The organism is uncultured Psychroserpens sp., from assembly GCF_947503375.1.
Lineage (GTDB): Bacteria > Bacteroidota > Bacteroidia > Flavobacteriales > Flavobacteriaceae > Psychroserpens.
Genome location: NZ_CANNDQ010000005.1, coordinates 137,894 through 159,945, shown reverse-complemented (window position 1 = coordinate 159,945; position 22,052 = coordinate 137,894). Strand labels below are relative to the sequence as shown.

Below are 22,052 nucleotides of genomic sequence, written 5' to 3'. Positions count from 1 at the left end.
TAATTATACTTCGTATCTTTGTATTCGAAATTTAAAAGAATGAATACAGACACAGCTTCAAATATAGTTACTGAACGTCAACCAAAACCTAAATGGCTTCGCGTTAAACTTCCTACTGGAAAAAAATACACTGAGCTAAGAAGTTTAGTAGATAAATACAACTTAAATACCATTTGCACCTCTGGTAGTTGTCCAAATATGGGTGAATGTTGGGGAGAAGGTACAGCAACATTTATGATTCTTGGGAACATCTGCACACGTTCATGTGGTTTTTGTGGTGTGAAAACTGGAAGACCTGAAACCTTGGATTGGGATGAGCCAGAAAAGGTAGCACGTTCAATTAAAATCATGAAAATAAAACACGCTGTTTTAACAAGTGTTGATAGGGATGACTTAAAAGATATGGGAAGTATTATGTGGAGTGAGACTGTGAAAGCTGTTAGACGCATGAATCCTGAAACCACGCTAGAAACTTTAATTCCAGATTTTCAAGGTATTGAACAGCATATTGATAGAATAATTGACGTTGCACCAGAAGTTGTATCACATAATATTGAAACCGTTAGACGCTTAACACGTGAAGTTCGTATTCAAGCAAAATACGATAGAAGCATGCACGTTCTTAAATATCTTAAGCAACAAGGGCAACGACGAACTAAATCTGGTATCATGCTTGGGTTAGGCGAAACTCGCGAAGAAGTTATTGAAACACTTCATGATTTGAGAGCAAATGAAGTTGATGTAGTAACCATTGGTCAATATTTACAGCCGAGTAAGAAACATTTACCTGTAAAACAGTTTATCCTACCTGACCAATTTGAAGAATATAAGCAAATAGGCTTAGATCTAGGTTTCCGCCATGTAGAAAGCAGCGCTCTTGTAAGATCTTCATATAAAGCACAAAAACACATCAATTAAATGATTAATGTAGCTATTAACGGATTTGGTCGTATTGGCAGGCGTGTTTTTAGACTTATTCAAGATCGAGATGATATTCAAGTAGTTGCCATAAACGATTTAGCAAATGCTAAAACACTAAGCCATTTATTAAAGTATGATAGTATACATGGTGTATTATCAAAAATAGTTACATACAACAATCATGGCATTGTCATAAATGACCTAACGATTCCTTTATTAAATGAAAATCACCCTAAAACTATAGATTGGAGTCCATTTAAAGTTGATTATGTAATTGAATCTACAGGAAAATTCAAAACTACTTCTAATTTAAAACACCATATTAAAAATGGAGCAAAACAAGTTATACTATCTGTTCCTCCAATTGAAGACAACATCAAAACTGTTGTTCTTGGTATAAATGATATTGAGGTAAAAGGTGATGAAAAAATCATCTCAAATGCATCATGTACAACAAACAATGCTGCACCAATGATAGCTGTTATTAACGACCTTTGCGGTGTTAAACAAGCCTATATAACTACAGTTCATTCGTATACTACAGATCAAAGCTTACACGATCAACCTCATAAAGATTTGCGAAGAGCTAGAGCAGCTGGACAATCTATTGTACCAACAACTACAGGTGCTGCAAAAGCATTAACAAAGATCTTTCCAAAGTTATCTAATGTGATCGGTGGTTGCGGTATTAGAGTGCCTGTTGCTAATGGATCATTAACCGATATCACTTTCAATGTTGAAAAAACAGTTAGTATAGATCAAATTAATGCTGCTTTCAAAACAGCATCTCAAAACCATTTAAAAGGAATTCTCGAGTATACCGAAGACCCAATAGTATCGATAGATATTGTAGGAAATATGCATTCTTGCATTTTTGATTCTCAAATGACATCAGTAATTGGGAACATGGTGAAGATTGTTGGTTGGTATGATAACGAAACAGGTTACGCATCAAGAATTTTAGATTTAATTTGCAATTTATCGATGAAATCACTACGTTTATCGAATAAATAATTATATTTGTCCAAATAAAGCGGCAAAGCATGTCCCAAATTAAGTACTACATAATTGCTTTTTTAATCAGCTTTTCTTCCTTGGTTTCAGCTCAAGTTGAATCTGAAGAAGATATAGATGTATTAAAGATGCGTATTGAAAACCTCATCACACAATCAAACTTTTACAGTGAAAGAGGTGATTACTTCAATGCTAAGGACGACCTCGAGAAAGCTTTAGCAATTGCAACAAAAATTAATGAAAGAGAAAGGGAAGGCGAGATTTATACGAAAATCGCTAAACTTCAATATACTGTAAATCAGTATGAAAATGCTTTAGTGTCTTTAACAAAAGCCGCAGAGATACAAAGAGAAACAAGCGATTATGGTAACTTGGCCATGACCTATAGTATTAGAGGTGTATTACACGCTAGTAAAAAAGAATACCCAACAGCTCTTGATTATTTCAATTCCGCTAAGACAAAATTTGAAGAGGAAGACCTTGAACAGTTCATTCCAGAGGTTACATTGAACGAGGCTAAAGTGAACTTAAAACTAAAAGATTACAAAGCTGCTAAATCGTTGTTAGAACAAACCATTATACTTTCAAAAAAATATGACCTTAAAAATGTATTATCAAGTGCACTTATATATAGTGGTAAAACCATTGATAAATTAGGAAATAATAAACTTGCCATTTCTATGACCAAAGAAGGGTTAGAAATAGCAAAGGAGAATGATCTTATTGAAAATATAAACGAAGCCTATCTTACGCTTAGTAACATTTATGAGAATGAAACAGACTACAAGTTGGCCCACAGCTTTCTTGCTAAACATGTGCATCTTTCTGATTCCATTTTAAATATCAAAAGAGAGAATTTATCTCCAGAAAAGAGGGTACAATATATAGATGCATATAATGCAGCAGATTACGAGAAATTAAAAACAATTATCGAAGAACAAGAATCTGAAAGCAGTTTAGCAAAGATTACCACTATATTAAGTATTGCATTAATTACAATTCTATCATTATTAACCTTAGCCTTATACAAAAACAATAACATTAGATTGAAATCTAATAATATGCTTCATGAGAAAAATGATGATCTCATTGAAGCCATGCGCAAAGCAGAACAAGCTTCAAAAACTAAAGCTAACTTTTTATCAACAGTTACTCACGAACTTAGAACGCCACTTTATGCTGTAACAGGGCTAACTAATATGCTCTTAGATGAAGATCCAAAAGAACACCAAATACCGCATTTGAAATCGTTGAAGTTTTCTGGTGACTACTTACTTACCTTCATTAACGATATCCTTCAAATCAATAAAATTGAGGCCAATAAAGTTGAGTTAGACCCAGTACTGTTTAATCTTAAGATGAAAGTTGAAAACGTAGTTTCAGCGCTTAACAATTCTGCATTAGACAATAACGTAATCATGCATTATGAGTACCAAAAAGATCTTCCACACACATTTATTGGCGATAACCTAAAGCTATCTCAAATATTGATCAATCTTATTGGTAATTCTATCAAATTTACCAAAGACGGAGATATTTGGGTAAGGGTGTACAGCATCTCTAAAAAAGGAAATGACCATGTACTTAGATTTGAGATTGAAGATAATGGCATTGGTATCTCTAAAGAAAAACAAGAAAACCTATTTGAGAGCTTCTCCCAAGGCTCTATACAAATCAATAGAAAATATGGTGGCACAGGACTCGGTCTTTCTATTGTTAAAGGTCTTATCGAAATATTAAAAGGAAAAATCTACTTAAAAAGTGAACTTGGAAAAGGAACAACATTCTTTTTCGAAATACCATTAACCTACGCTCCAGAAGAAGTTAAAATAGTAAAAGAGGATTACTCTAAAAACATTAGCAAATTGGACATTAGCAACATTAATATCTTGATTGTAGAAGACAACAAGATTAACCAAATGATTACCAAGAAAATCTTGAATAAGATGAATCTTGAATGCGAAATTGTAGATAACGGTGAAGCAGCAGTAGAGAAAGTGAAACAAAACAACTATGATGTTGTACTCATGGACATTCACATGCCAGGAATAAGTGGTTTAGAAGCTACAAAAATTATTAGAACCTTTGACAAAGAACTAACTATCTTTGCCCTTACAGCTGTAACGCTTGAAGATAAGATGCATGAGTTTGATGAAGCAGGATTTAATGATATTATTTCTAAACCTTTCAAGCAGGAGGATTTTGAGAAAAAACTTTATGACGTCCTTTCTAAAAATCAAAAAACCTCACCATCTGTTTAAGCTGAGGATATAAAGTTTCTTATAGTATTTTCAAAACGCTTTGGTGAATCAATTACAAACTCTATTGGTAAATAGAATAAATGCTTCTCTCCTTCAAAATAAGGATATAATCTCATATAATCTTTTTCTGTAGTCAAAATAAACGCCTTCTGTTTTAATGCCTTAATTTCAGAAAGAGAAAATACATGATGGTCCTTAAAATTTAAATGCTCAAATTCCAAAGCATTTGATTTCAAATAATCTAATAATGGTGTCGGATTTGCAATACCTGTTACTAATGTCACTTGTTTTTCTTTTAAAGAATTTAGTAAAAAGGCTTCACCCTCATTATAAATATACTTAGCATATTTAATTGAACTAAAATAAACGTGTTGGCGTGGTAATGCTTTTATTTTTTTTAAAATAAGCTCTTTTTCTGAAGACGTTATCGAAAGAGGACATTTAGTAACAATGATGGCATCTGCCCGTTTAGCTCCAGATTTTGGCTCTCTCAGGTTTCCTGTTGGCAATACGATATCATCACAATACAAATTGTTATATGCTGTTAATAAAATAGAGTAGCCTGCTTTTACTTTTCTATGTTGATATGCATCATCCAACAAGATAACATCGGGTTGCTCTTTCGCTATTAGTTTTGTTATACCATGTCGCCTATTTGCATCAACACTTATTACGACATTTTCAAATTTTTTATAAAACTGAAACGGTTCATCACCTATAGTCTTTGCAGATGCAGCCTCATTAGCAATAATAAAGCCTGACGATTCACGTTTATAACCTCTACTTAAAGTCGCAACTTTGTAATTGTCTTTTAACAACCTAATTAAATACTCAATAGTTGGTGTTTTACCAGTACCTCCAACACTTAAATTCCCGACACAAATAATTGGAAGCTCATACGTGTAAGAAGATTTCCAACCTAGGTCGTATAATTTGTTTCGTAACCAAGTCACTATATAGTAAATAGGTACAATCGGGAAAAGTATTTTTCTGAGCAGCTTCATTAGAACGAAGTTAATATTTTATATTTGTTTTTAAACTCAACACCAAAAATAAAATGATAGTTCAAGAGGTCATCAATTACTTAGAAGAATTAGCACCTATAGCTTATGCAGAAGACTTTGATAATGTAGGGCTTTTATTAGGAAATAAAAATGCTCAAGTTTCTGGCATCTTGGTAACGCTAGACACTTTAGAAACTGTAGTAGATGAAGCAATCGCTCAAAATTGTAATCTCATTGTTAGTTTTCACCCAATCGTATTTAAAGGTTTAAAAAAAATTACTGGTAAGACTTACGTAGAGCGAACTGTTTTAAAAGCAATAAAGAATGACATTGCCATTTATGCTGTTCATACTGCGTTAGATAATGCGCTTAAAGGCGTCAATGATATTATCTGCAACACTCTAGGTTTAAGTAATAAAAAGATCTTGATTCCGCAAAAGGGAACCATAAAAAAACTAACAACTTATATTCCATCAGCAAACGCTCAAGCATTACGAGCGCAACTATTTAAAGCTGGCGCTGGCAATATTGGAAATTACGATAATTGCAGTTTTAACTCTGAAGGTGTTGGAACATACAGAGGTAACGAAAATTCAAACCCTATACTGGGAAAAAAAGGTGAAGAACATCAAGAGTGTGAAACACAAATTTCTGTCACCTTCAACAAACACATAGAGTCAAAACTTTTAAATACTCTTTTTAAGTATCATCCTTACGAAGAAGTTGCATTTGAAGTTACTTCACTTGATAATTATAACCAAAATATAGGTATAGGTATGATTGGTGAATTAGAAAGCAAACAAGAAACAGAAGTCTTTCTTAATTTCGTAAAACAAAAAATGAATGTATCCTGTATAAAACATTCAAAATTAATTAAAGACAAGATTTCAAAGGTTGCTGTATTAGGTGGCTCTGGCAGCTTTGCTATTTCTGCCGCAAAAGCTTCAGGAGCCGATGTATTTATTACATCAGACCTTAAATATCATGATTTCTTTTCAGCTGAAAATGATATTATTTTGGCAGATATCGGACATTATGAAAGCGAACAATTCACAAAAAACTTTTTAGTAGACTATCTCTCAAAAAAAATTACTAATTTTGCAGTCGTTTTATCAACGACAAATACAAATCCGGTAAAGTATTTATAATTATGGCAAAAAAAGCTGAAGCATCTGTTGAAGATAGATTAAGAGCGTTATACGATCTACAATTAATCGACTCAAGAGTAGATGAAATTAGAAACCTAAGAGGAGAATTACCTTTAGAGGTTCAAGATCTAGAAGATGAAGTTGAAGGTTTGAATACAAGGCTTGAAAAACTAAGCACTAGTTTAGATCTTATCGATGACGAAATCAAAGGTAAGAAGAACTTAATTGAAGAAGCCAAAGCACTTATTAAAAAATATAGTGAGCAACAAAAAAATGTTAGAAATAACAGAGAGTACAATTCTTTAACAAAAGAGATCGAGTTCCAAGAGTTAGAAATTCAGTTGGCAGAAAAGCACATCAAAGAATTTAAGGTTCAAATTGAGCAGAAGAAAGAGGTGATTTCTGAAACTAAAGATAAACTTAAAGATCGCCAAACACACTTAAAACATAAGCGTGGTGAGTTAAATGAAATTTTAGCAGAAACTCAAAAAGAAGAAGATGCTTTACTTCAAAAGTCTGAAGATTTCCAAAAGAAATTAGATGAACGTTTAGTGAATGCTTACTTACGCATCAGGAATAATGTGAAAAATGGTCTAGCTGTTGTACCAATTGAAAGAGGCGCTTCTGGAGGTTCATTCTTTACGATTCCACCTCAAGTTCAAGTAGAAATTGCATCTCGAAAGAAAGTAATTACAGACGAACACAGTGGTAGAATTCTAGTTGATGCTCAATTAGCTGAAGAAGAAAAAGAAAAAATGAATAAACTATTTTCTAAACTTAACTAGTTATCATTTTTAATATATAATTAAAGCCTTCATATAATGAAGGCTTTTTATTTTAATATAATTTTCACAAACTTCATATTAAGGTTTCTCATCTTTTATCGACTTTAAGAAAAAGAAAAAATAAACCATGAAAACATTTATTACAACATTAGTTATTACACTTCTGTTTAGCTGCCAACATACAGCACAAATAAGCAAAGAACAACAACGTGTAATTAATTCTGAACCTATTGAAGTTCCCATAGAGAAAGGGAAAGCTCGAGCCTATTTTGCCAGTGGCTGTTTTTGGTGTGTAGAGGCCATATATGAAAGCGTAAAAGGTGTTGAAGAAGTCATTAATGGCTACTCTGGAGGTCATACAAAAAATCCAACTTATGAGTCAAGCAATACTGGAAGAACAGGTCATGCTGAAGCCGTTGAAATCATTTACGACCCAAATGCAGTAAGTTTTGCCACCTTAGTTGACATCTATTTTGCTTCACAAAACCCGACACAAGTTAATGGTCAAGGACCAGACCATGGCTCTCAGTACCGCTCAATCATCTTTTATCAAAATGATGTACAAAAGAGCATTATAGAAACTAAAAAAGCAAATTTAGCTCAAAAATTGAATGCAACTATTGCTGCTGAAATATATCCATTTCAGAAATTTTGGGTTGGTGAAGATTACCATCAAAATTATGAACGCTTACACCCTAATCAAAGCTATATAAAAAACGTATCCATACCAAGACTCAGACGCTTTCAAGCTAAAATGCCTGAAGTTTTAAAAGCTAATCATTAGACCTTTGTTGCTTTAATTTCAAAAATAAGTGGGTATAATTTATCCTTAGTTACATATTTGCCAGATTTGGTTTTTATCAAATCTGGCAAAACATTATAAGGGCTTTCGTCATACTCATTTAAATAATCAATTTGTAATCCAGCTTCAATAAGCGCATTAATAACTTCACTCAAACCGTGATTCCAGTCATATTCTTTGCTTGTCATTTTTGAATTTTGATTGGCGTAGGTTCCTTCATATTCTTCATAAATAACCTCTTCTTGCATGTAACCATATTTCATCAAAGGTTTCTTGCTTGAATAATCAAACATCCAAACAATAGGATGAAATTCAGCCATATAAAAAACACCTCCCTGTTTTAATCGCTCAGCAATCATCTTTCCCCAAGGTTTTAATTTTGGCAACCAACCTATCACGCCATAAGACGTAAATACGATATCAAAAGTGTCTTTTACAAATTTTGACGTGTCTAAAACATTACATTGTATAAACTCTGCATTAAGTTTAAGCTCTTGATTTAAAGATTTTGCAAGCACTATACCTTCATTGCTTAAATCTACTCCAACACATTTCGCTCCTGCTCTACTCCAACTTAAGGTATCCTGACCAAAATGACACTGCAAATGCAATAAAGATTTTCCTTTAACATCACCTAATGCTTTTAACTCATAAGACATCAAAGATGATTTTCCATTCTTAAAGGCCTCTAAATCATACATCTTACTTTTGGAGTGAATTTTTACTTTTTCATTCCATGTTAGTCTATTCACTTCAAAATATTCTTTGCTCACAGTTAAAAATTTAGACTCTAAAATAAACATTCTTACTTAACATTTCTTAAAGCTTTCAAAAACCTTATCAATAAGAATATCTAAAGACGTAATTTTGTAAAAAAACTAATCAATGATAAGACAATTAAACTTTCTGTACATACTTACAATAGCACTTGTAGGTTGTAAAACAGAAACAAAGCAAACAACTACAGAAACTCAAACAGTTTTAGAAGAAAACAAAGAAGTCACAACTGCAGAAAGAATTGCCCAAGCTCATGGTTATGACAATTGGAAATATATTGACTTAATTGATTTTACATTTAATGTTGATAGAGGTGATAGTCATTTTGAACGTTCATGGTCATGGTCACCTAAAACCAATACCGTACGCTTATCAACAACTGAAGATACAATAAAGTACAATAGAGCATCCGTTGACAGCCTATCTTTAAATGCAGACAAAGGTTTTATAAATGATAAGTATTGGTTACTAGTACCATTTCAACTGGTTTGGGATGAAGGCACTACTATTTCAAATCCAATTAAAAAAACTGCTCCTATTTCAAATGCCGAATTAAATATGATCACTTTAACTTATAGCGATGAAGGCGGTTACACGCCTGGTGATGCCTATGACATCTATTTTGATGATGAATACATCATTAGAGAATGGGTGTTTAGAGAAGGCAATAGCGAAAAACCGTCAATGACTACTACTTTTGAAAATTATCAAGATTTTGGCGGTATTAAAATTGCCAAAGACCACAAAATGACTGACGGTAATTTCAATTTGTACTTTACAAATATTGAAGTGAACTAAGTTTTAATTTGAGTAAAGTCTTAAAAAAATATTAAAGTTGATGATTTCCTGTAATTAAAAGATCCAACTCACGACATAAAGACGTATATATAACAAATATTCCGCATTAGCGTCCATATATATTCAAAGCGCTTCATCTCCATAGTTGAAGCGCTTTTTACTTACCCTACAAAACCATCTTTTACATGCGTGCCATCACAATAAGGCTTGTTATGAGATGCACCACACCTACAAAATGCAGTAGTTTTATTCTTGGTTTCTTCACCACCATCTTTATGTGTGACCTTAAGTGTTCCATACACCAATAGCGGCCCATCTTTTAAAACTTCGACCTTAGTTTCTAACCGCTCAGACTCTTTATTATCTGAAGCATTCATGTAATATCCTAAAGCACCAGATGGACAAGCTTTCACTTGATTAACTAATGCATCAGTAGATGCGGCATTGATCTTTATCCAAGGACGTTCCTTAGGTTGAAACACCTTTCCTAAGCCACGCACACAAATTCCAGAATGTATACATTTTTCAGCTTCCCATGTCACAGTTACTTCTCCATTAGTATATTCTTTTAGCTTTCCCATAATCTTATGTTTTTCTTAAAGATAATAAAAAAAGTGTTTTCTTTTTTTGGTAGAAAATGCAGGTTTCAACTGTTTCGTCCTAGCATAATTATTCTTATTTTTGTTTGATACCATAAAATCTATAATCTTGTCTAACTATAAATTAGGTCTTGAATATGCTCAGCAACAAGATCAAAACGATGAACTTTCATCATTTAGAGAACAGTTCCATATTCCTAAAGACAACTCAGGAAACGAACTTATCTATATGACTGGAAACTCACTAGGTTTGCAACCAAAAATCACAAAAAATTATATTGATCAAGAACTTGAAGACTGGGCAAAACTTGGTGTTGAAGGCCACACAGAAGGCAAAAATCCTTGGCTTCATTATCACGAATTCTTAACCAATACCATGGCACATATAGTGGGTGCTAAGCCACTTGAAGTAGTTGTAATGAATTCACTTACTGCCAACCTCCACTTTATGATGGTAAGTTTTTATCAACCCACAGCAAAGCGTTACAAAATACTAATTGAGGCTGATGCTTTTCCTAGTGATAAATACGCTGTTGAATCTCAGCTACGACATCATGGCTATGATGATAAAGAAGGCCTAATTTTATGGAAAGCAAGAGAAGGTGAAGAGTTAGTAAATTACGATGACCTAGAACACATTTTAAATACTCAAGGTGATGAGATTGCTTTAATTATGATTGGTGGTGTAAACTATTACACTGGTCAATTTTTTAATTTAAAACAGATCACACAATTGGGCCACAAAAAGGGTTGTGTTGTGGGTTTTGATTGCGCTCATGGTGCAGGAAATGTACAATTAAACTTGCACGATTCTGGAGCAGATTTTGCTGTTTGGTGTACGTATAAGTATTTAAATTCAGGACCAGGAAGCTTATCTGGAGCCTTCGTTCATGAACGCCACGCCAATCGAAAAGACTTAAATCGTTTTACAGGTTGGTGGTCGCATAATAAACAAACTCGTTTTAGAATGCGTGATGATTTTGATCAATTACAAGGCGCTGAAGGTTGGCAATTGAGCAACCCTCCAATTTTATCAATGGCAGCTATTAGAGCATCTCTTGATGTATTTGAAAAAGCAGGTTTTGAACGATTATGCCAAAAATCGAAACAACTTACTGGCTACTTTGAGTTCTTATTGAATGCACTTAATAAATCGGACATCAAGATTATCACACCTCACCATCCTGATGAACGTGGTTGTCAATTATCTATACAGGTAAAGAATGCTGATAAAAGCCTCCATCAAAAACTAACTCAAGTTGGTGTTGTAACAGATTGGAGAGAACCTGATGTTATTCGTTGTGCTCCTGTTCCCTTATATAATTCATATATGGATGTGTACGGTTTTGTAGAACGATTGAAACAAATTTTAAATTAAAATGCGCTGAAAGTTATTCAGTATTATTACTATATGAAACAACAAAACATACTGATTATTGGTGCTGGTCTTTGCGGAAGTTTATTAGCATTGCGTTTAGGTCAACGCGGCTATAATGTTTCCGTTTACGAAATGCGTCCTGACCTTCGTAAAACTGATATTTCTGCAGGTCGCTCTATTAATTTAGCCTTTTCAGATCGTGGTAATAAAGCTATGAAATTGGTAGGCATTGAAGATAAAGTTAAAGCGCTTTGCATCCCAATGAATGGTCGTATGCTCCATGACAAAGAAGGCAATTCATTTTTGTCTAATTACAGCGGAAGACCTCATGAACATATTAATTCTATTTCTCGAGGTGGTCTCAATGCATTATTACTAGATGAAGCTGAAACTCATGAAAATGTCACCATTTATTTTAATAAAAAATGTTTGTCAGTAGATTTTGAAAATACCACTGCCTTATTTGAAGACCATGAATCCAAAAATGAATTTGTTGAGGATGCTGACACAATTATTGCAACAGATGGCGCAGGTTCGGCATTACGCAGAAGTTACTATTTGGAACGCAAATTCTTATTTAGTTTTTCACAAGACTATCTAACTCATGGCTATAAAGAACTCACCATTTTACCAAATGAAGATGGTAGTTACAAAACCTATAAAAATGCTTTGCACATTTGGCCAAGAGGTGATTTCATGGTAATTGCTTTACCAAATTTAGATGGTAGTTTTACCGTGACTTTATTTTTGAGTTATGATGATGGCGAATACAATTTTAACAACCTTACTACACCAGAAATCGTTACCGAATTTTTCCAAAAAGAATTCCCTGATGCTCTAGAACTCATGCCAAACTTAGTCGATGATTTCTTTGAAAATCCTACTGCGCCTTTGGGAACCGTAAAATGTACTCCTTGGCACTACAAAGGAAATACTTTACTCATGGGAGATTCTGCTCACGCAATTGTCCCTTTTTACGGACAAGGAATGAACGCCTCTTTTGAAGATGTTGTAGTATTTGATGCAATTTTAGATCAATATGAAGGAGATTGGAATAAAGTTTTTGAAGTGTATGAAAACACTAGAAAAAAAGATACTGATGCTATTGCAGATCTTGCCATCGATAATTTTCATGAAATGAAAGACCATGTAGCTAACCCAATCTTTCAAGACAAACGAAAAATTGAAATGGTTTTAGAAAAAGAATTTCCTAACGAATATTCTTCCAAATATAGTTTAGTTACTTTCAACGAACACATTGGGTACCGTGAAGCTATGCTAAGAGGTCGTGCTCAAGATAAAGCCATATTAAACATGTTGACTGATGGTTTAATATCTCTATCAGACAACACAAGAGATATTTTAAATAAAGTAAAAAAAGAAACTGAAGCTATTCTTGAAGACGATAGAATTGCTGGATTACATTAAATTATGAGCGAAAAAACTGTAACACCAAGAGGCGCCTATCCTCACGTTAAACAAGTAGGTGACTTTATTTTTGTGTCTGGGACAAGTTCTCGTCGACCAGATAATACCATAGCTGGTGTAGACATTATTGATGAAATGGGAACCAAGCGTCTAAATATTGAAACACAAACGCGTGAGGTACTTAAAAATATTGAAAGCAATCTAGCTAAAGTTGGAGCCTCTCTAAAAGATGTCGTTGATGTCACTTCCTTTTTAGTAAATATGAACGATTTTGCTGGCTACAATAAAGCTTATGCTGAATTCTTCGATAAAGAAACTGGCCCAACAAGAACCACAGTAGCAGTGCATCAATTACCGCATCCAGATTTAGTGGTTGAAATTAAAGTGATGGCTTACAAAAAAACATAAATTAAAAATAACCCATTGAATGAAAGCATTATATTAATTAATCACTGTGACGCATTATAAAATGAATATACAGAACTACATAAACGGTAATTTTCATAAACCTATTCAAAACAATTGGATAGACAACTATAACCCTTCAAATGGTGAAGTTTACGGGCAAATACCCAACTCTAATAAAGACGATGTAGAAAAAGCTTACAATGCTGCCAAATCTGCTTTTAAACAGTGGTCACAAACCACTCTAGAAAAACGCAGTCGCATTCTCATTAAAATCTCTGAATTACTAGAAACTAACCTGCAACGTTTCGCTGAAGCAGAATCTAAAGACAATGGCAAACCTGTGTCATTAGCAAAAGCTGTAGATATCCCGAGAGCAGCAAGTAATTTCAGATTCTTTGGAAATGCCATCACACAATTTGCAAGTGAAAGCCACGAAAGTGTTGGTCAACAAGCCATTAATTATACCTTACGTCAACCCATTGGTGTTGTTGGTTGTATTTCTCCTTGGAACCTTCCACTCTATCTTTTTACTTGGAAGATTGCTCCAGCTTTGGCTGCTGGAAATTGTGTGGTTGCTAAACCAAGTGAAGTCACACCAATGACTGCGTATTTATTAGGCAAAATTTGTAATGAAGCTGGTTTACCAAAAGGTGTTTTAAATATTGTTCACGGTTTAGGAATTACAACTGGACAAGCCATTATTGAACATCCAGACATCAAAGCCATTTCATTTACTGGTGGCACTACAACTGGTTCTCATATCGCTAAAGTAGCCGCTCCAATGTTTAAGAAATTATCATTAGAGTTAGGTGGCAAAAACCCAAATATTATTTTTGGAGACTGTGACTATCAAGACATGCTTAATACAACGGTTCGTTCGTCGTTTGCTAATCAAGGTCAAATTTGTTTATGTGGAAGCCGAATCTTTATTGAAGCTCCCATCTATGAGAAATTCAAGACAGATTTTGTAGCAAAAGTCAAACAACTCAAAGTTGGTCATCCATCTCAAACCGAAACTAATATTGGTGCTTTAGTATCAAAACCACATTTAGAGAAGGTAAAAGAACACATTCAAATTGCTAAAAATGAAAATGGCACTGTTTTATGTGGCGGTAATGAAATTACAGTTGAAGGCTTTGAAAATGGTTATTACCTCGAACCCACCGTTATCGAAGTGCCTTCAGATGAATGTCGCGTTAATCAAGAAGAGATCTTCGGGCCTGTAGTAACTATCATGCCATTTCATACCGAAGAAGAAGTCTTAGAAATGGCAAACAAAGTAAAATATGGACTTTCGGCAACGCTGTGGACCAATAATTTGAAACGCACCATGCGTATGAGTCATCAACTTCAAGCAGGAATTGTTTGGGTGAACACTTGGATGATGCGAGATCTACGCACGCCTTTTGGAGGCGTGAAAGCTTCAGGCGTAGGTCGTGAAGGCGGTTTTGAAGCCTTACGCTTTTTTACTGAAGCTAAGAATGTTTGTATAAAATATTAATTGAAATGAATCTACAACTTAACAACAAATACGCATTAGTCTGTGGAAGTACTGCAGGCATTGGAAAAGCCACTGCTTTGGCTTTAGCAGAAGAAGGCACTATTGTTACCTTAATAGCAAGAAACGAAGATAAATTAAAAACTACCCTAGCTGAATTACCTCAACATAGAAACCATGATTATATTGTTGCCGATTTTTCTAACCCATTAGAATTAAGAGAGAAGGTGAACGACTATATTAACAAACACCATGGGTTTCACATTTTAGTAAATAATACTGGCGGCCCAAAAGGCGGCCCTGTTTTCTCTGCAAAAGTTGAAGAATTTGAAAATGCTTTTACCCAACATTTAAAATGTAATCATGTCTTAGTACAGGCTATTGTTCCTTTTATGAAAACCGAAGGTTATGGTCGTATAATCAATGTGATCTCCACATCAGTAAAGCAGCCATTAGATGGTTTAGGCGTAAGCAATACCATTAGAGGTGCAGTTGCCAATTGGAGTAAAACGCTTGCTAATGAGCTTGGCCAATTTGGAATAACAGTTAATAATGTACTTCCTGGTGCAACTGGAACAGAGCGATTAACTGAAATTATTAAAAATAAATCGGCTAAAACTGGTAAAACCGAAAATGAAGCCACTAACGCTATGAAAAGTGCTGTGCCAGCAAAACGTTTTGCCAAACCAGAAGAGCTGGCATATGCTATTACATTTTTAGCTAGTGAATGTGCCGCTTATATAAATGGAATTAACTTGCCTGTAGATGGCGGAAGAACAAAAAGTTTGTAACTTTATAACATCATCGAACGATAAATATTAGAACTCATGAGCAAATTATTTCCACCGATAAACTTTAAAGCTTGGATTGAAGAAAACCGACACCTCTTAAAACCACCAGTTGGCAACAAAGTCGTATGGAAAGATGGTGATTTTATTGTGATGGTTGTTGGAGGGCCAAATAGCAGAAAAGATTACCATTATAATGAAACCCCTGAGTTTTTCTATCAAGTAGAAGGTGATATTGTTTTAAAGGTAATAGATAAAGGAACACCAAAAGATATTCATATTAGAGAGGGCGAGATATTTTTATTACCACCAAAAGTGCCACATTCTCCTCAACGAGGTGCTAATACAGTTGGATTAGTTATTGAATACCCTAGAGAAGAAGGTATACAAGATGCACTATTATGGTTTTGTGAAAACTGCACAACAAAATTATATGAAGAAGATTTTACATTAGATAATATTGAAACTGATATGCCAGCAATATTCGACAAATATTATGGCGATAAAGATAAGCGCAGTTGCCCAAATTGCGGCGAAGTTATGCAACCACCAAAAAAAGTTCAATTAGAAGATTAGATCTGTATGAAAAAAAAACTTCGCATTAATGGTCATTCGCATCTACTTCCTTATCCAGAAGAGATTCCTGAATTTATGAAGAACAAAGGCATTTTTTGGGTTGATAAGGACCGTAAATTTATGCTACAAAAAGATTGGAATCGCCCTATAACAGACTCTAGTTTCTTTTTAAATGAAAAGTTAGCATGGATGGAACATTTCAAAATTGATCATGCTATAGTTTTAAACCTTTCGCAATTATATGGAAATGGTTTGCGTCTAGAAGAGATGAAACAAGCCTTGCGTTTTCAAAATGATTTTAACGCAAAAATTCAGAAAGAGAATCCGAGTAAATTCACAACTGGCTTTGTAGTGCATCCTGGTTTTGTTAGAGGTGCTTGCTGGGAAATTGAACGCTGTGTTGAAGAGTTAGGGATGCAACTTTTATGTTTACCAACTCATTATATGGATACTATTGGCACTTGGCGTTGTATTTTTGATGAAGAAAATGAGCCTATTTTTGAACTCGCAAACAAATACAACTTAGCTGTTGAAATTCATCCTTATGATGGTGAGAAATTTATAAAACTTGAAAACACTTCTTGGCGTTTTCATTTAATCTGGATGTTAGCGCAATGTGCTGATGCTTATCACTTTTTAACCTTGAATGGGTATTATGAAAAATATAAAAATATGCGTATCTGCTTTGCTCATGGCGGACAGTTGGCTCAAATTAATTTAGGAAGACGTATTCAAGGATTTGATGGCAGACCAGATTTGTTTGAAGGCAAAACACACCCTAGAAAAGCGGTTGGACATAAAAACATTTTCTTTGACACTTTAGTTCATGACACAGGTGGTCTTGAATTACTCATCAAGAATCAAGGGTCTAACCAAGTACTAATGGGATTAGACGATCCTTATCCGTTAGGCGAGATGGAAAGCGAACAACAAAGTTCTTATCCTGGCAAAATATTAGATCTTGCAATGGAGCGAAAAATCATAACCGAAACTGAGCGTGACGCTATTTGGGAAGATAACGTGATCCAATGGTTGTGCGGTGATGATGACAATGCAAAACAAAAATTAGTAGATAGGATTTTATCTTAAATAAAAAACCTTTCAATACTGTTTATAACAAGTTATTGAAAGGCTTTTAATACAATTTTATAATATTCTACAACCCAAGTTCGGAAACTCCTTGATCAAAAATTACATCAACGGGAATATTCGCATCGCTTAAGCGATCTAAATCTGCTTGTAATTCTGAAGTTATAACACCTTTATCAGCCACCAAACTTGCCACACCTTCGTAATCTCCATCGCCTTGAAGTGTTAGAATAAGGTTGGACAAATCTCTCATTGCAGTCTCCATCTTATCAAAATTTACTTTGTAAGTACCATCTTCATTTCTAGAAAATGCGCCCTTTTCTTTAAAGAAATTAAAACGGATCATGTTAGCTTTACCATGAGCTGATGAGGCTCCAAAACGAACAGAGCGGAAAATACCAGCCATAAAAGTGACCATATTATCTTTTAGGTTTTGTTCTAATTCACCTTTGGCATGCAACTGTTGGATCATGTATAGACCTAAAATATCTGCTTTACCTTCTTCTAAGGCACTTGCGTGTTCTTTCAATGCTGTTCTAACTGTGCCTTTACCATCAATAGTGTTTTTTATTCCTAAACCATGAGCTACTTCATGAAACATGGTATTAGCAAAAAAAGCATCAAATGTTATATGTTGACGCTGACTTTCGTCTATCAATTCTTCAGATATAGGCACTAAAATCTTATCAAATTTAGCTCGCATGGCATTTTTTAGTTGTAATCTACGTGTCCCTTTTTGCAATTGCACTTCTTCATCATTTGGCAAATTAATGGCTATTGTCTTACTTCCAGAATTGCAATCGCCTGCGTAATAAACAACATCATATGCATTGAGGTCACTATCGGTTCCTGGTGTTTCTTTTTTGTACGCTTCATCTACTGGCAATCCCAATTGGAGTTCTGGGAGATATGCGCTAAACTTTGCTAAACGCTGACTCCACTCTTGGTCTTTAATAAGCACATAACCTTCATGAGCCGCTTTGTTTCCAAAAAGTTGATCTTCATAGGTTTCTATAGGACCAATAACAATATCTAGTGTATTGGTTTTCATATCCATCCACGCCAAATCACTTGGTTGGTAATTATCATCGAGTAACGCCTGTGCTCTTAATTCTAAATAGGTTTTCAATCCAGAATCTTCAGCTAGTTTAGAAGCCTCTAACAATAAATTTGAAACTTCTTTTACTTCTTTCTCAAACTGCTTATGATAAGGAATTGAATACAATTTGCCGTTTTCATCACGACGTACAAAATTGTAGATACTAGACTTATCTTTAATGTCTGCAGTTTCAAATTCGTCTTTAGTCATATCTTTAGGGTAGAAATTTGCTCCAGCTGGTTTTTCATCTATGTCTTCTACAAAAGGTGAGTTTCCGTCTAACCTGTCCCAAGGCCCATAATTTATCTTTACAAACTTTTTAGTGGCCTCATCAGAAATAGATGCCAATAGTTCATCCTTATCACCATAAGCCTCGTACCAAAACAAATCGTTCATCTTATCTGCTGCTTTGATTAATAAAGGCAACATTTGACGCTCTTTTTCGGATAATTTAGATACATCTGAAGTTAATTTAAAACTTACATATTTACTAAGGTTCTTTTCCATTTTAGTCATTTTTGAGTCTTCAGTAACGACATTTACTTCTTTGTCTACTTTACATGAAGTTACTATTACCAAAAGCAATAGTATGGCTGCTATTTTTTTCATAAATTTTAATGAGTTGTTTTAAGTTTTTCAAAGTTAATTAAATAAAAGTTTTTTGTGGGCTGTGTGTTTATTTTTTCAAATATAATCTGTTAGTTGAAAAATTTTAAAAACACATCAGCAAATGGATCTTGACCTACTACAGTATAATAGAATAAAGCACCCAACCAACCATGAATTAAGCCGAGCACATATAAATTTTTAACTTTTAGGTATATATAACTGTAAAACAAAGCTAGAATAAAGGTGCCAATCATTAACCAATACGATGGATAATGGACTAAAGAAAATAGAATAGCAGTAATCAAAATTATATCTAGTTTATTGAGTTTTCTAGATTTTAGTGTGTTTAAATTACCAGTTACCAAACCAATAATTAAAAACTGTTGTATTGTTCCCCAAATGGGATACGTGATCAATAATGGTAACACATGCCAACTTACATTAATAGTTTTTTGAAAAAAACCGATAATTACAAACAATAGCAAAGAAACCAATGAGAAAGGTAGAATTAGTCTTAGTACATATTTGAAATTATCTGTACGAAATCCCAATCTTTTAAAACCAATTTATCGTTCTTATAACGATATCTAACGTAAGTGAACCAAATCAAAATAGAGACTACTACAAACACTAGTCTCAAATTGAGATAATCCATAAAAATGAATTTACCTATGCCTGTTAAAGCCACAGCAATAATCTCTAGTATTCGAACTTTATCAGAAACTGGCCTAACTAGATTAACATTTGAAAATTCTATTAAATATTTGGTGAGTTTAGACTTCATGGTGGTGTTATGATCTAAACCCCACAGACATAATATCTGTGAGGTTAAGGCTTATAGAGCCTTTCATTAAAACTAATTTTTAATCGTTAGTATTAGATGTCATTTCTTTGTCGATATATACAACATCTCTTGTGTTTTTTTGAACTGCAATAGCAGAGAAAAGGCTTAATGTAAATGACATTCCGTAGAATCCTTTTTCACTTAACTCTAGATCAGCATTCCAAAGTCCAATGATTAATAATACAATTGCGGCAATAGAAGTAAACCAACTAATACTATAATAGATTTCAGTGACCTGGATACCCTCTAATTTATCTCTAACTGCTTTTTGTACAGAAATGACAGAAAATAAACCAAATAGTAATATGGTAAAATAATATCCTTTTTCATTGAGCATCATATCGGCATTCCATAAGCCAATGCAGTAAGAAATCATACCAATGAACAAAGCTGTCCATGAAGCACCAATAAAAGCAGGTGTTGGTTTTTGGTTATATACTTTTTTTTCTTTCGCCTTTGCTTTTAATTTTTCTTCGTCTTTTAACGAAACTGTTGTTTGATAATTCATAATGTTTTGTTTTAATGATTACAGTACAAAAGTGAAAACATTTTGATTGTTACAAAACACATATTTCTAAAAAAACTGACGATAAAATACAATAAACTATTCATATAACATTTATATTTACTTAAACTAATACATATAAACTGACGAATTAATGAATAACTTAAACGCTATAGTATCGACACTTAGCCTTGAAGATGAGCAACGTTTTATTTCCTATTTAAAGAAAAAGAATAAACGTAATGACACAAAAAATATTCAGCTTTTTAAACTTTTAGCTCAAAATGAATTGTCTTCAAGTGAGATTTGCAAAAGACTATATAAAAACAATGGAAAATCTGCTTATCATGCCTTAAGAAAACGTTTATATAGAGCTTTAATTGATTTTATTGCTAACATCAATTTAGAAGAGGAAAGCTCTATAGACATGCAGCTTATAAAATACATTTTAGCATCAAGAACCTTTTTGATTAACAATCAAGCTAAAATAGCTTATTCAATTTTAGACAAAGCCGAAACTATAGCAATTGAACACTCCCTATTCACAATATTAAATGAGATATACCATACAAAGATTCAATATGCTTATTTAGAAGAAACAGTAGATATTGACACGCTAATTCATAAATTCAAAGCCAATCAAAAAAACCATTACTTAGAAGAAGAACTTAATATTGTATACGCCAAAATCAGACAAACATTAAACCAAATCTCATACGAAGGAAAAGTTGTGGATTTTCAAACCATTTTAAGACTAACCTTAGCAGAACATAATATCAGCATTAGTGATTCAATGTCGTTTAAATCATTATACCAATTGATGAGAATAGTTAGCATTTCAGCCTTTGTAACCAACGACTATTTACAGATTGAGCCGTTTCTTATTAACACATATTCTAATATTCAAATTCATAAGCTGAATAACAAGCAGTTATATTATCACATTGAGGTGATATATATGATTAGCAATACACTATTCAGAAATAAAAAATTTGAAGCCTCATTGCGTTATTTAGAACAAATGAAACAGTTGATGGAGAGACAACAACAGAAGTACTATAACACTTTTAAACTTAAACACGACTTACTTTTGGCATTAAACTTAAACTACCAAGGCAAACAGGATCAAGCCATATCATATCTTGAGAATTCTAAACAGCCAAAACATGGAGATATTGAATCTGTCTTAGACATCAATTTAAGTTTAGTAATGTTTTATATACAAAGTTCAAGATTCAAAGATGCCTTACGTGTTTTTTCAAAATTCTATCACACAGACAAGTATTACATTCAAAAAGCAGGAAAGGAATGGGTACTTAAAAAAAATCTAATAGAAATCATTCTCCACATTGAGCTTCAAAACATAGACCTAGTAGAATCTCGAATGTTGAGTTTTAAAAGAAATTACAGCATGTATCTTAAACAGATTGATCAAGAACGCGTACTCATTTATTTGAATCTTGTAGAAGATTACTATAAACGACCTGAATTAGTAACGACAAGTGAATTTAAAGATAAAGCCGAGAATTCATTTACATGGATTGAAGCAGAGCAAGAAGATATTTTTGTAATGAGCTTCTATGCCTGGTTAAAAAGCAAAATAGAACGCAAGCCACTTTACACTACAACACTTCAACTTATAGCGTTTGCATAAAAAAGTTAAGCAGAAGTTAAAAACCTCTATCTCTTAAACCTTTTCGTAGTCGAATAGTCTTAAATAC

General features: G+C 33.6%; 22 protein-coding genes. 15 read left to right on the top strand and 7 right to left on the bottom strand.

Annotated features, from left to right (window positions below; translation table 11 throughout):
- Positions 1–39 precede the first annotated feature (39 nt).
- From lipA to Q0876_RS10110, 3 genes are read left to right on the top strand one after another with little or no spacing between them, the layout of a single operon-like run.
- Positions 40–918 carry a lipoyl synthase gene (lipA, locus tag Q0876_RS10120; RefSeq protein WP_299227176.1) on the top strand — a complete coding sequence of 293 codons (879 nt, stop codon included), beginning with the start codon at positions 40–42 and terminating at the stop codon, positions 916–918.
- Positions 919–1,935 carry a type I glyceraldehyde-3-phosphate dehydrogenase gene (gene gap / locus Q0876_RS10115; protein WP_299227174.1) on the top strand — a complete coding sequence of 339 codons (1,017 nt, stop codon included), beginning with the start codon at positions 919–921 and terminating at the stop codon, positions 1,933–1,935.
- Between the two features lie 29 nt (positions 1,936–1,964).
- Positions 1,965–4,196 carry an ATP-binding protein gene (locus Q0876_RS10110; protein ID WP_299227173.1) on the top strand — a complete coding sequence of 744 codons (2,232 nt, stop codon included), beginning with the start codon at positions 1,965–1,967 and terminating at the stop codon, positions 4,194–4,196.
- On the opposite strand, the gene lpxK is transcribed toward Q0876_RS10110, so the two are convergent.
- Positions 4,193–5,200: a tetraacyldisaccharide 4'-kinase gene (gene lpxK, locus Q0876_RS10105; RefSeq protein WP_299227171.1), complete on the bottom strand. Its 1,008-nt coding sequence runs from the start codon at positions 5,198–5,200 to the stop codon at positions 4,193–4,195. The two genes, Q0876_RS10110 and lpxK, sit on opposite strands and share 4 nt — an antisense overlap.
- A gap of 53 nt (positions 5,201–5,253) precedes the next feature.
- Here lpxK and Q0876_RS10100 point away from each other — a divergent pair, with 53 nt between their 5' ends.
- From Q0876_RS10100 to msrA, 3 genes are all read left to right on the top strand, one after another.
- A complete protein-coding gene (locus tag Q0876_RS10100; RefSeq protein WP_299227168.1) occupies positions 5,254–6,348 on the top strand; it encodes a Nif3-like dinuclear metal center hexameric protein in 1,095 nt (364 codons plus the stop codon).
- Between the two features lie 2 nt (positions 6,349–6,350).
- Complete coding sequence (locus tag Q0876_RS10095) at positions 6,351–7,133, top strand: C4-type zinc ribbon domain-containing protein (RefSeq protein ID WP_299227165.1); 783 nt, start codon at positions 6,351–6,353, stop codon at positions 7,131–7,133.
- A 127-nt stretch (positions 7,134–7,260) separates the two neighbouring features.
- The gene (msrA, locus tag Q0876_RS10090) at positions 7,261–7,917 is read left to right on the top strand and encodes a peptide-methionine (S)-S-oxide reductase MsrA (protein ID WP_299227162.1); all 657 of its coding nucleotides are present in this window, start codon (positions 7,261–7,263) and stop codon (positions 7,915–7,917) included.
- Here msrA and Q0876_RS10085 read toward each other — a convergent pair.
- Positions 7,914–8,738 carry a class I SAM-dependent methyltransferase gene (locus Q0876_RS10085; protein ID WP_299227159.1) on the bottom strand — a complete coding sequence of 275 codons (825 nt, stop codon included), beginning with the start codon at positions 8,736–8,738 and terminating at the stop codon, positions 7,914–7,916. The genes msrA and Q0876_RS10085 overlap by 4 nt on opposite strands.
- Positions 8,739–8,820: 82 nt before the next feature.
- On the opposite strand from Q0876_RS10085, the gene Q0876_RS10080 reads away from it, so the two are divergent.
- Positions 8,821–9,510, top strand: a complete 690-nt coding sequence (locus Q0876_RS10080) for a hypothetical protein (protein ID WP_299227156.1) — start codon at positions 8,821–8,823, stop codon at positions 9,508–9,510.
- A 161-nt stretch (positions 9,511–9,671) separates the two neighbouring features.
- Here Q0876_RS10080 and Q0876_RS10075 read toward each other — a convergent pair whose 3' ends face one another.
- Complete coding sequence (locus Q0876_RS10075; protein WP_299227154.1) at positions 9,672–10,091, bottom strand: (4Fe-4S)-binding protein; 420 nt, start codon at positions 10,089–10,091, stop codon at positions 9,672–9,674.
- A gap of 127 nt (positions 10,092–10,218) precedes the next feature.
- Here Q0876_RS10075 and kynU point away from each other — a divergent pair, with 127 nt between their 5' ends.
- From kynU to Q0876_RS10040, 7 genes are all read left to right on the top strand, one after another.
- Positions 10,219–11,487 (top strand): kynureninase, encoded by a 1,269-nt coding sequence (gene kynU, locus Q0876_RS10070; protein ID WP_299227151.1) that lies wholly within the window; start codon positions 10,219–10,221, stop codon positions 11,485–11,487.
- A gap of 33 nt (positions 11,488–11,520) precedes the next feature.
- Positions 11,521–12,915: an NAD(P)/FAD-dependent oxidoreductase gene (locus tag Q0876_RS10065; protein WP_299227148.1), complete on the top strand. Its 1,395-nt coding sequence runs from the start codon at positions 11,521–11,523 to the stop codon at positions 12,913–12,915.
- A 3-nt stretch (positions 12,916–12,918) separates the two neighbouring features.
- Positions 12,919–13,323 (top strand): RidA family protein, encoded by a 405-nt coding sequence (locus Q0876_RS10060; RefSeq protein ID WP_299227145.1) that lies wholly within the window; start codon positions 12,919–12,921, stop codon positions 13,321–13,323.
- A 61-nt stretch (positions 13,324–13,384) separates the two neighbouring features.
- On the top strand, positions 13,385–14,824 hold the full coding sequence (locus Q0876_RS10055; protein ID WP_299227142.1) for an aldehyde dehydrogenase: 1,440 nt from the start codon (positions 13,385–13,387) through the stop codon (positions 14,822–14,824).
- Between the two features lie 5 nt (positions 14,825–14,829).
- Positions 14,830–15,612 (top strand): SDR family oxidoreductase, encoded by a 783-nt coding sequence (locus Q0876_RS10050; RefSeq protein ID WP_299227140.1) that lies wholly within the window; start codon positions 14,830–14,832, stop codon positions 15,610–15,612.
- Between the two features lie 36 nt (positions 15,613–15,648).
- Positions 15,649–16,185, top strand: a complete 537-nt coding sequence (locus tag Q0876_RS10045) for a 3-hydroxyanthranilate 3,4-dioxygenase (RefSeq protein ID WP_299227137.1) — start codon at positions 15,649–15,651, stop codon at positions 16,183–16,185.
- A 6-nt stretch (positions 16,186–16,191) separates the two neighbouring features.
- Positions 16,192–17,274 carry an amidohydrolase family protein gene (locus tag Q0876_RS10040; RefSeq protein WP_299227134.1) on the top strand — a complete coding sequence of 361 codons (1,083 nt, stop codon included), beginning with the start codon at positions 16,192–16,194 and terminating at the stop codon, positions 17,272–17,274.
- A 67-nt stretch (positions 17,275–17,341) separates the two neighbouring features.
- Here the strand turns inward: Q0876_RS10040 and Q0876_RS10035 are convergent, their stop codons facing one another.
- From Q0876_RS10035 to yiaA, 4 genes are all read right to left on the bottom strand, one after another.
- Positions 17,342–18,982, bottom strand: coding sequence for a Zn-dependent hydrolase (locus Q0876_RS10035; RefSeq protein ID WP_299227131.1), 1,641 nt, complete (start codon positions 18,980–18,982; stop codon positions 17,342–17,344).
- 89 nt (positions 18,983–19,071) lie between these two features.
- Positions 19,072–19,461, bottom strand: coding sequence for a CPBP family intramembrane glutamic endopeptidase (locus Q0876_RS10030; RefSeq protein WP_299227128.1), 390 nt, complete (start codon positions 19,459–19,461; stop codon positions 19,072–19,074).
- Between the two features lie 35 nt (positions 19,462–19,496).
- Positions 19,497–19,766: a hypothetical protein gene (locus tag Q0876_RS10025; protein ID WP_299227125.1), complete on the bottom strand. Its 270-nt coding sequence runs from the start codon at positions 19,764–19,766 to the stop codon at positions 19,497–19,499.
- A 79-nt stretch (positions 19,767–19,845) separates the two neighbouring features.
- Positions 19,846–20,334: an inner membrane protein YiaA gene (gene yiaA / locus Q0876_RS10020; RefSeq protein WP_299227122.1), complete on the bottom strand. Its 489-nt coding sequence runs from the start codon at positions 20,332–20,334 to the stop codon at positions 19,846–19,848.
- A gap of 151 nt (positions 20,335–20,485) precedes the next feature.
- Between yiaA and Q0876_RS10015 the strand changes: the two genes are divergently transcribed.
- Positions 20,486–21,985, top strand: coding sequence for a hypothetical protein (locus tag Q0876_RS10015; RefSeq protein ID WP_299227118.1), 1,500 nt, complete (start codon positions 20,486–20,488; stop codon positions 21,983–21,985).
- Positions 21,986–22,052 lie beyond the last annotated feature (67 nt).

What these genes read in the sequence shown, in the direction of transcription:
- Q0876_RS10085 (WP_299227159.1), bottom strand. Translation starts at nt 8,738, where the DNA reads ATGTTTATTTTAGAGTCTAAATTTTTAACTGTGAGCAAAGAATATTTT.
- Q0876_RS10100 (WP_299227168.1), top strand. Translation starts at nt 5,254, where the DNA reads ATGATAGTTCAAGAGGTCATCAATTACTTAGAAGAATTAGCACCTATA.
- gap (WP_299227174.1), top strand. Translation starts at nt 919, where the DNA reads ATGATTAATGTAGCTATTAACGGATTTGGTCGTATTGGCAGGCGTGTT.
- Q0876_RS10035 (WP_299227131.1), bottom strand. Translation starts at nt 18,982, where the DNA reads ATGAAAAAAATAGCAGCCATACTATTGCTTTTGGTAATAGTAACTTCA.
- Q0876_RS10075 (WP_299227154.1), bottom strand. Translation starts at nt 10,091, where the DNA reads ATGGGAAAGCTAAAAGAATATACTAATGGAGAAGTAACTGTGACATGG.
- Q0876_RS10045 (WP_299227137.1), top strand. Translation starts at nt 15,649, where the DNA reads ATGAGCAAATTATTTCCACCGATAAACTTTAAAGCTTGGATTGAAGAA.
- Q0876_RS10055 (WP_299227142.1), top strand. Translation starts at nt 13,385, where the DNA reads ATGAATATACAGAACTACATAAACGGTAATTTTCATAAACCTATTCAA.
- Q0876_RS10095 (WP_299227165.1), top strand. Translation starts at nt 6,351, where the DNA reads ATGGCAAAAAAAGCTGAAGCATCTGTTGAAGATAGATTAAGAGCGTTA.
- msrA (WP_299227162.1), top strand. Translation starts at nt 7,261, where the DNA reads ATGAAAACATTTATTACAACATTAGTTATTACACTTCTGTTTAGCTGC.
- Q0876_RS10065 (WP_299227148.1), top strand. Translation starts at nt 11,521, where the DNA reads ATGAAACAACAAAACATACTGATTATTGGTGCTGGTCTTTGCGGAAGT.
- lpxK (WP_299227171.1), bottom strand. Translation starts at nt 5,200, where the DNA reads ATGAAGCTGCTCAGAAAAATACTTTTCCCGATTGTACCTATTTACTAT.
- Q0876_RS10080 (WP_299227156.1), top strand. Translation starts at nt 8,821, where the DNA reads ATGATAAGACAATTAAACTTTCTGTACATACTTACAATAGCACTTGTA.
- Q0876_RS10040 (WP_299227134.1), top strand. Translation starts at nt 16,192, where the DNA reads ATGAAAAAAAAACTTCGCATTAATGGTCATTCGCATCTACTTCCTTAT.
- Q0876_RS10110 (WP_299227173.1), top strand. Translation starts at nt 1,965, where the DNA reads ATGTCCCAAATTAAGTACTACATAATTGCTTTTTTAATCAGCTTTTCT.
- Q0876_RS10050 (WP_299227140.1), top strand. Translation starts at nt 14,830, where the DNA reads ATGAATCTACAACTTAACAACAAATACGCATTAGTCTGTGGAAGTACT.
- lipA (WP_299227176.1), top strand. Translation starts at nt 40, where the DNA reads ATGAATACAGACACAGCTTCAAATATAGTTACTGAACGTCAACCAAAA.
- Q0876_RS10025 (WP_299227125.1), bottom strand. Translation starts at nt 19,766, where the DNA reads ATGAAGTCTAAACTCACCAAATATTTAATAGAATTTTCAAATGTTAAT.
- Q0876_RS10015 (WP_299227118.1), top strand. Translation starts at nt 20,486, where the DNA reads ATGAATAACTTAAACGCTATAGTATCGACACTTAGCCTTGAAGATGAG.
- yiaA (WP_299227122.1), bottom strand. Translation starts at nt 20,334, where the DNA reads ATGAATTATCAAACAACAGTTTCGTTAAAAGACGAAGAAAAATTAAAA.
- Q0876_RS10060 (WP_299227145.1), top strand. Translation starts at nt 12,919, where the DNA reads ATGAGCGAAAAAACTGTAACACCAAGAGGCGCCTATCCTCACGTTAAA.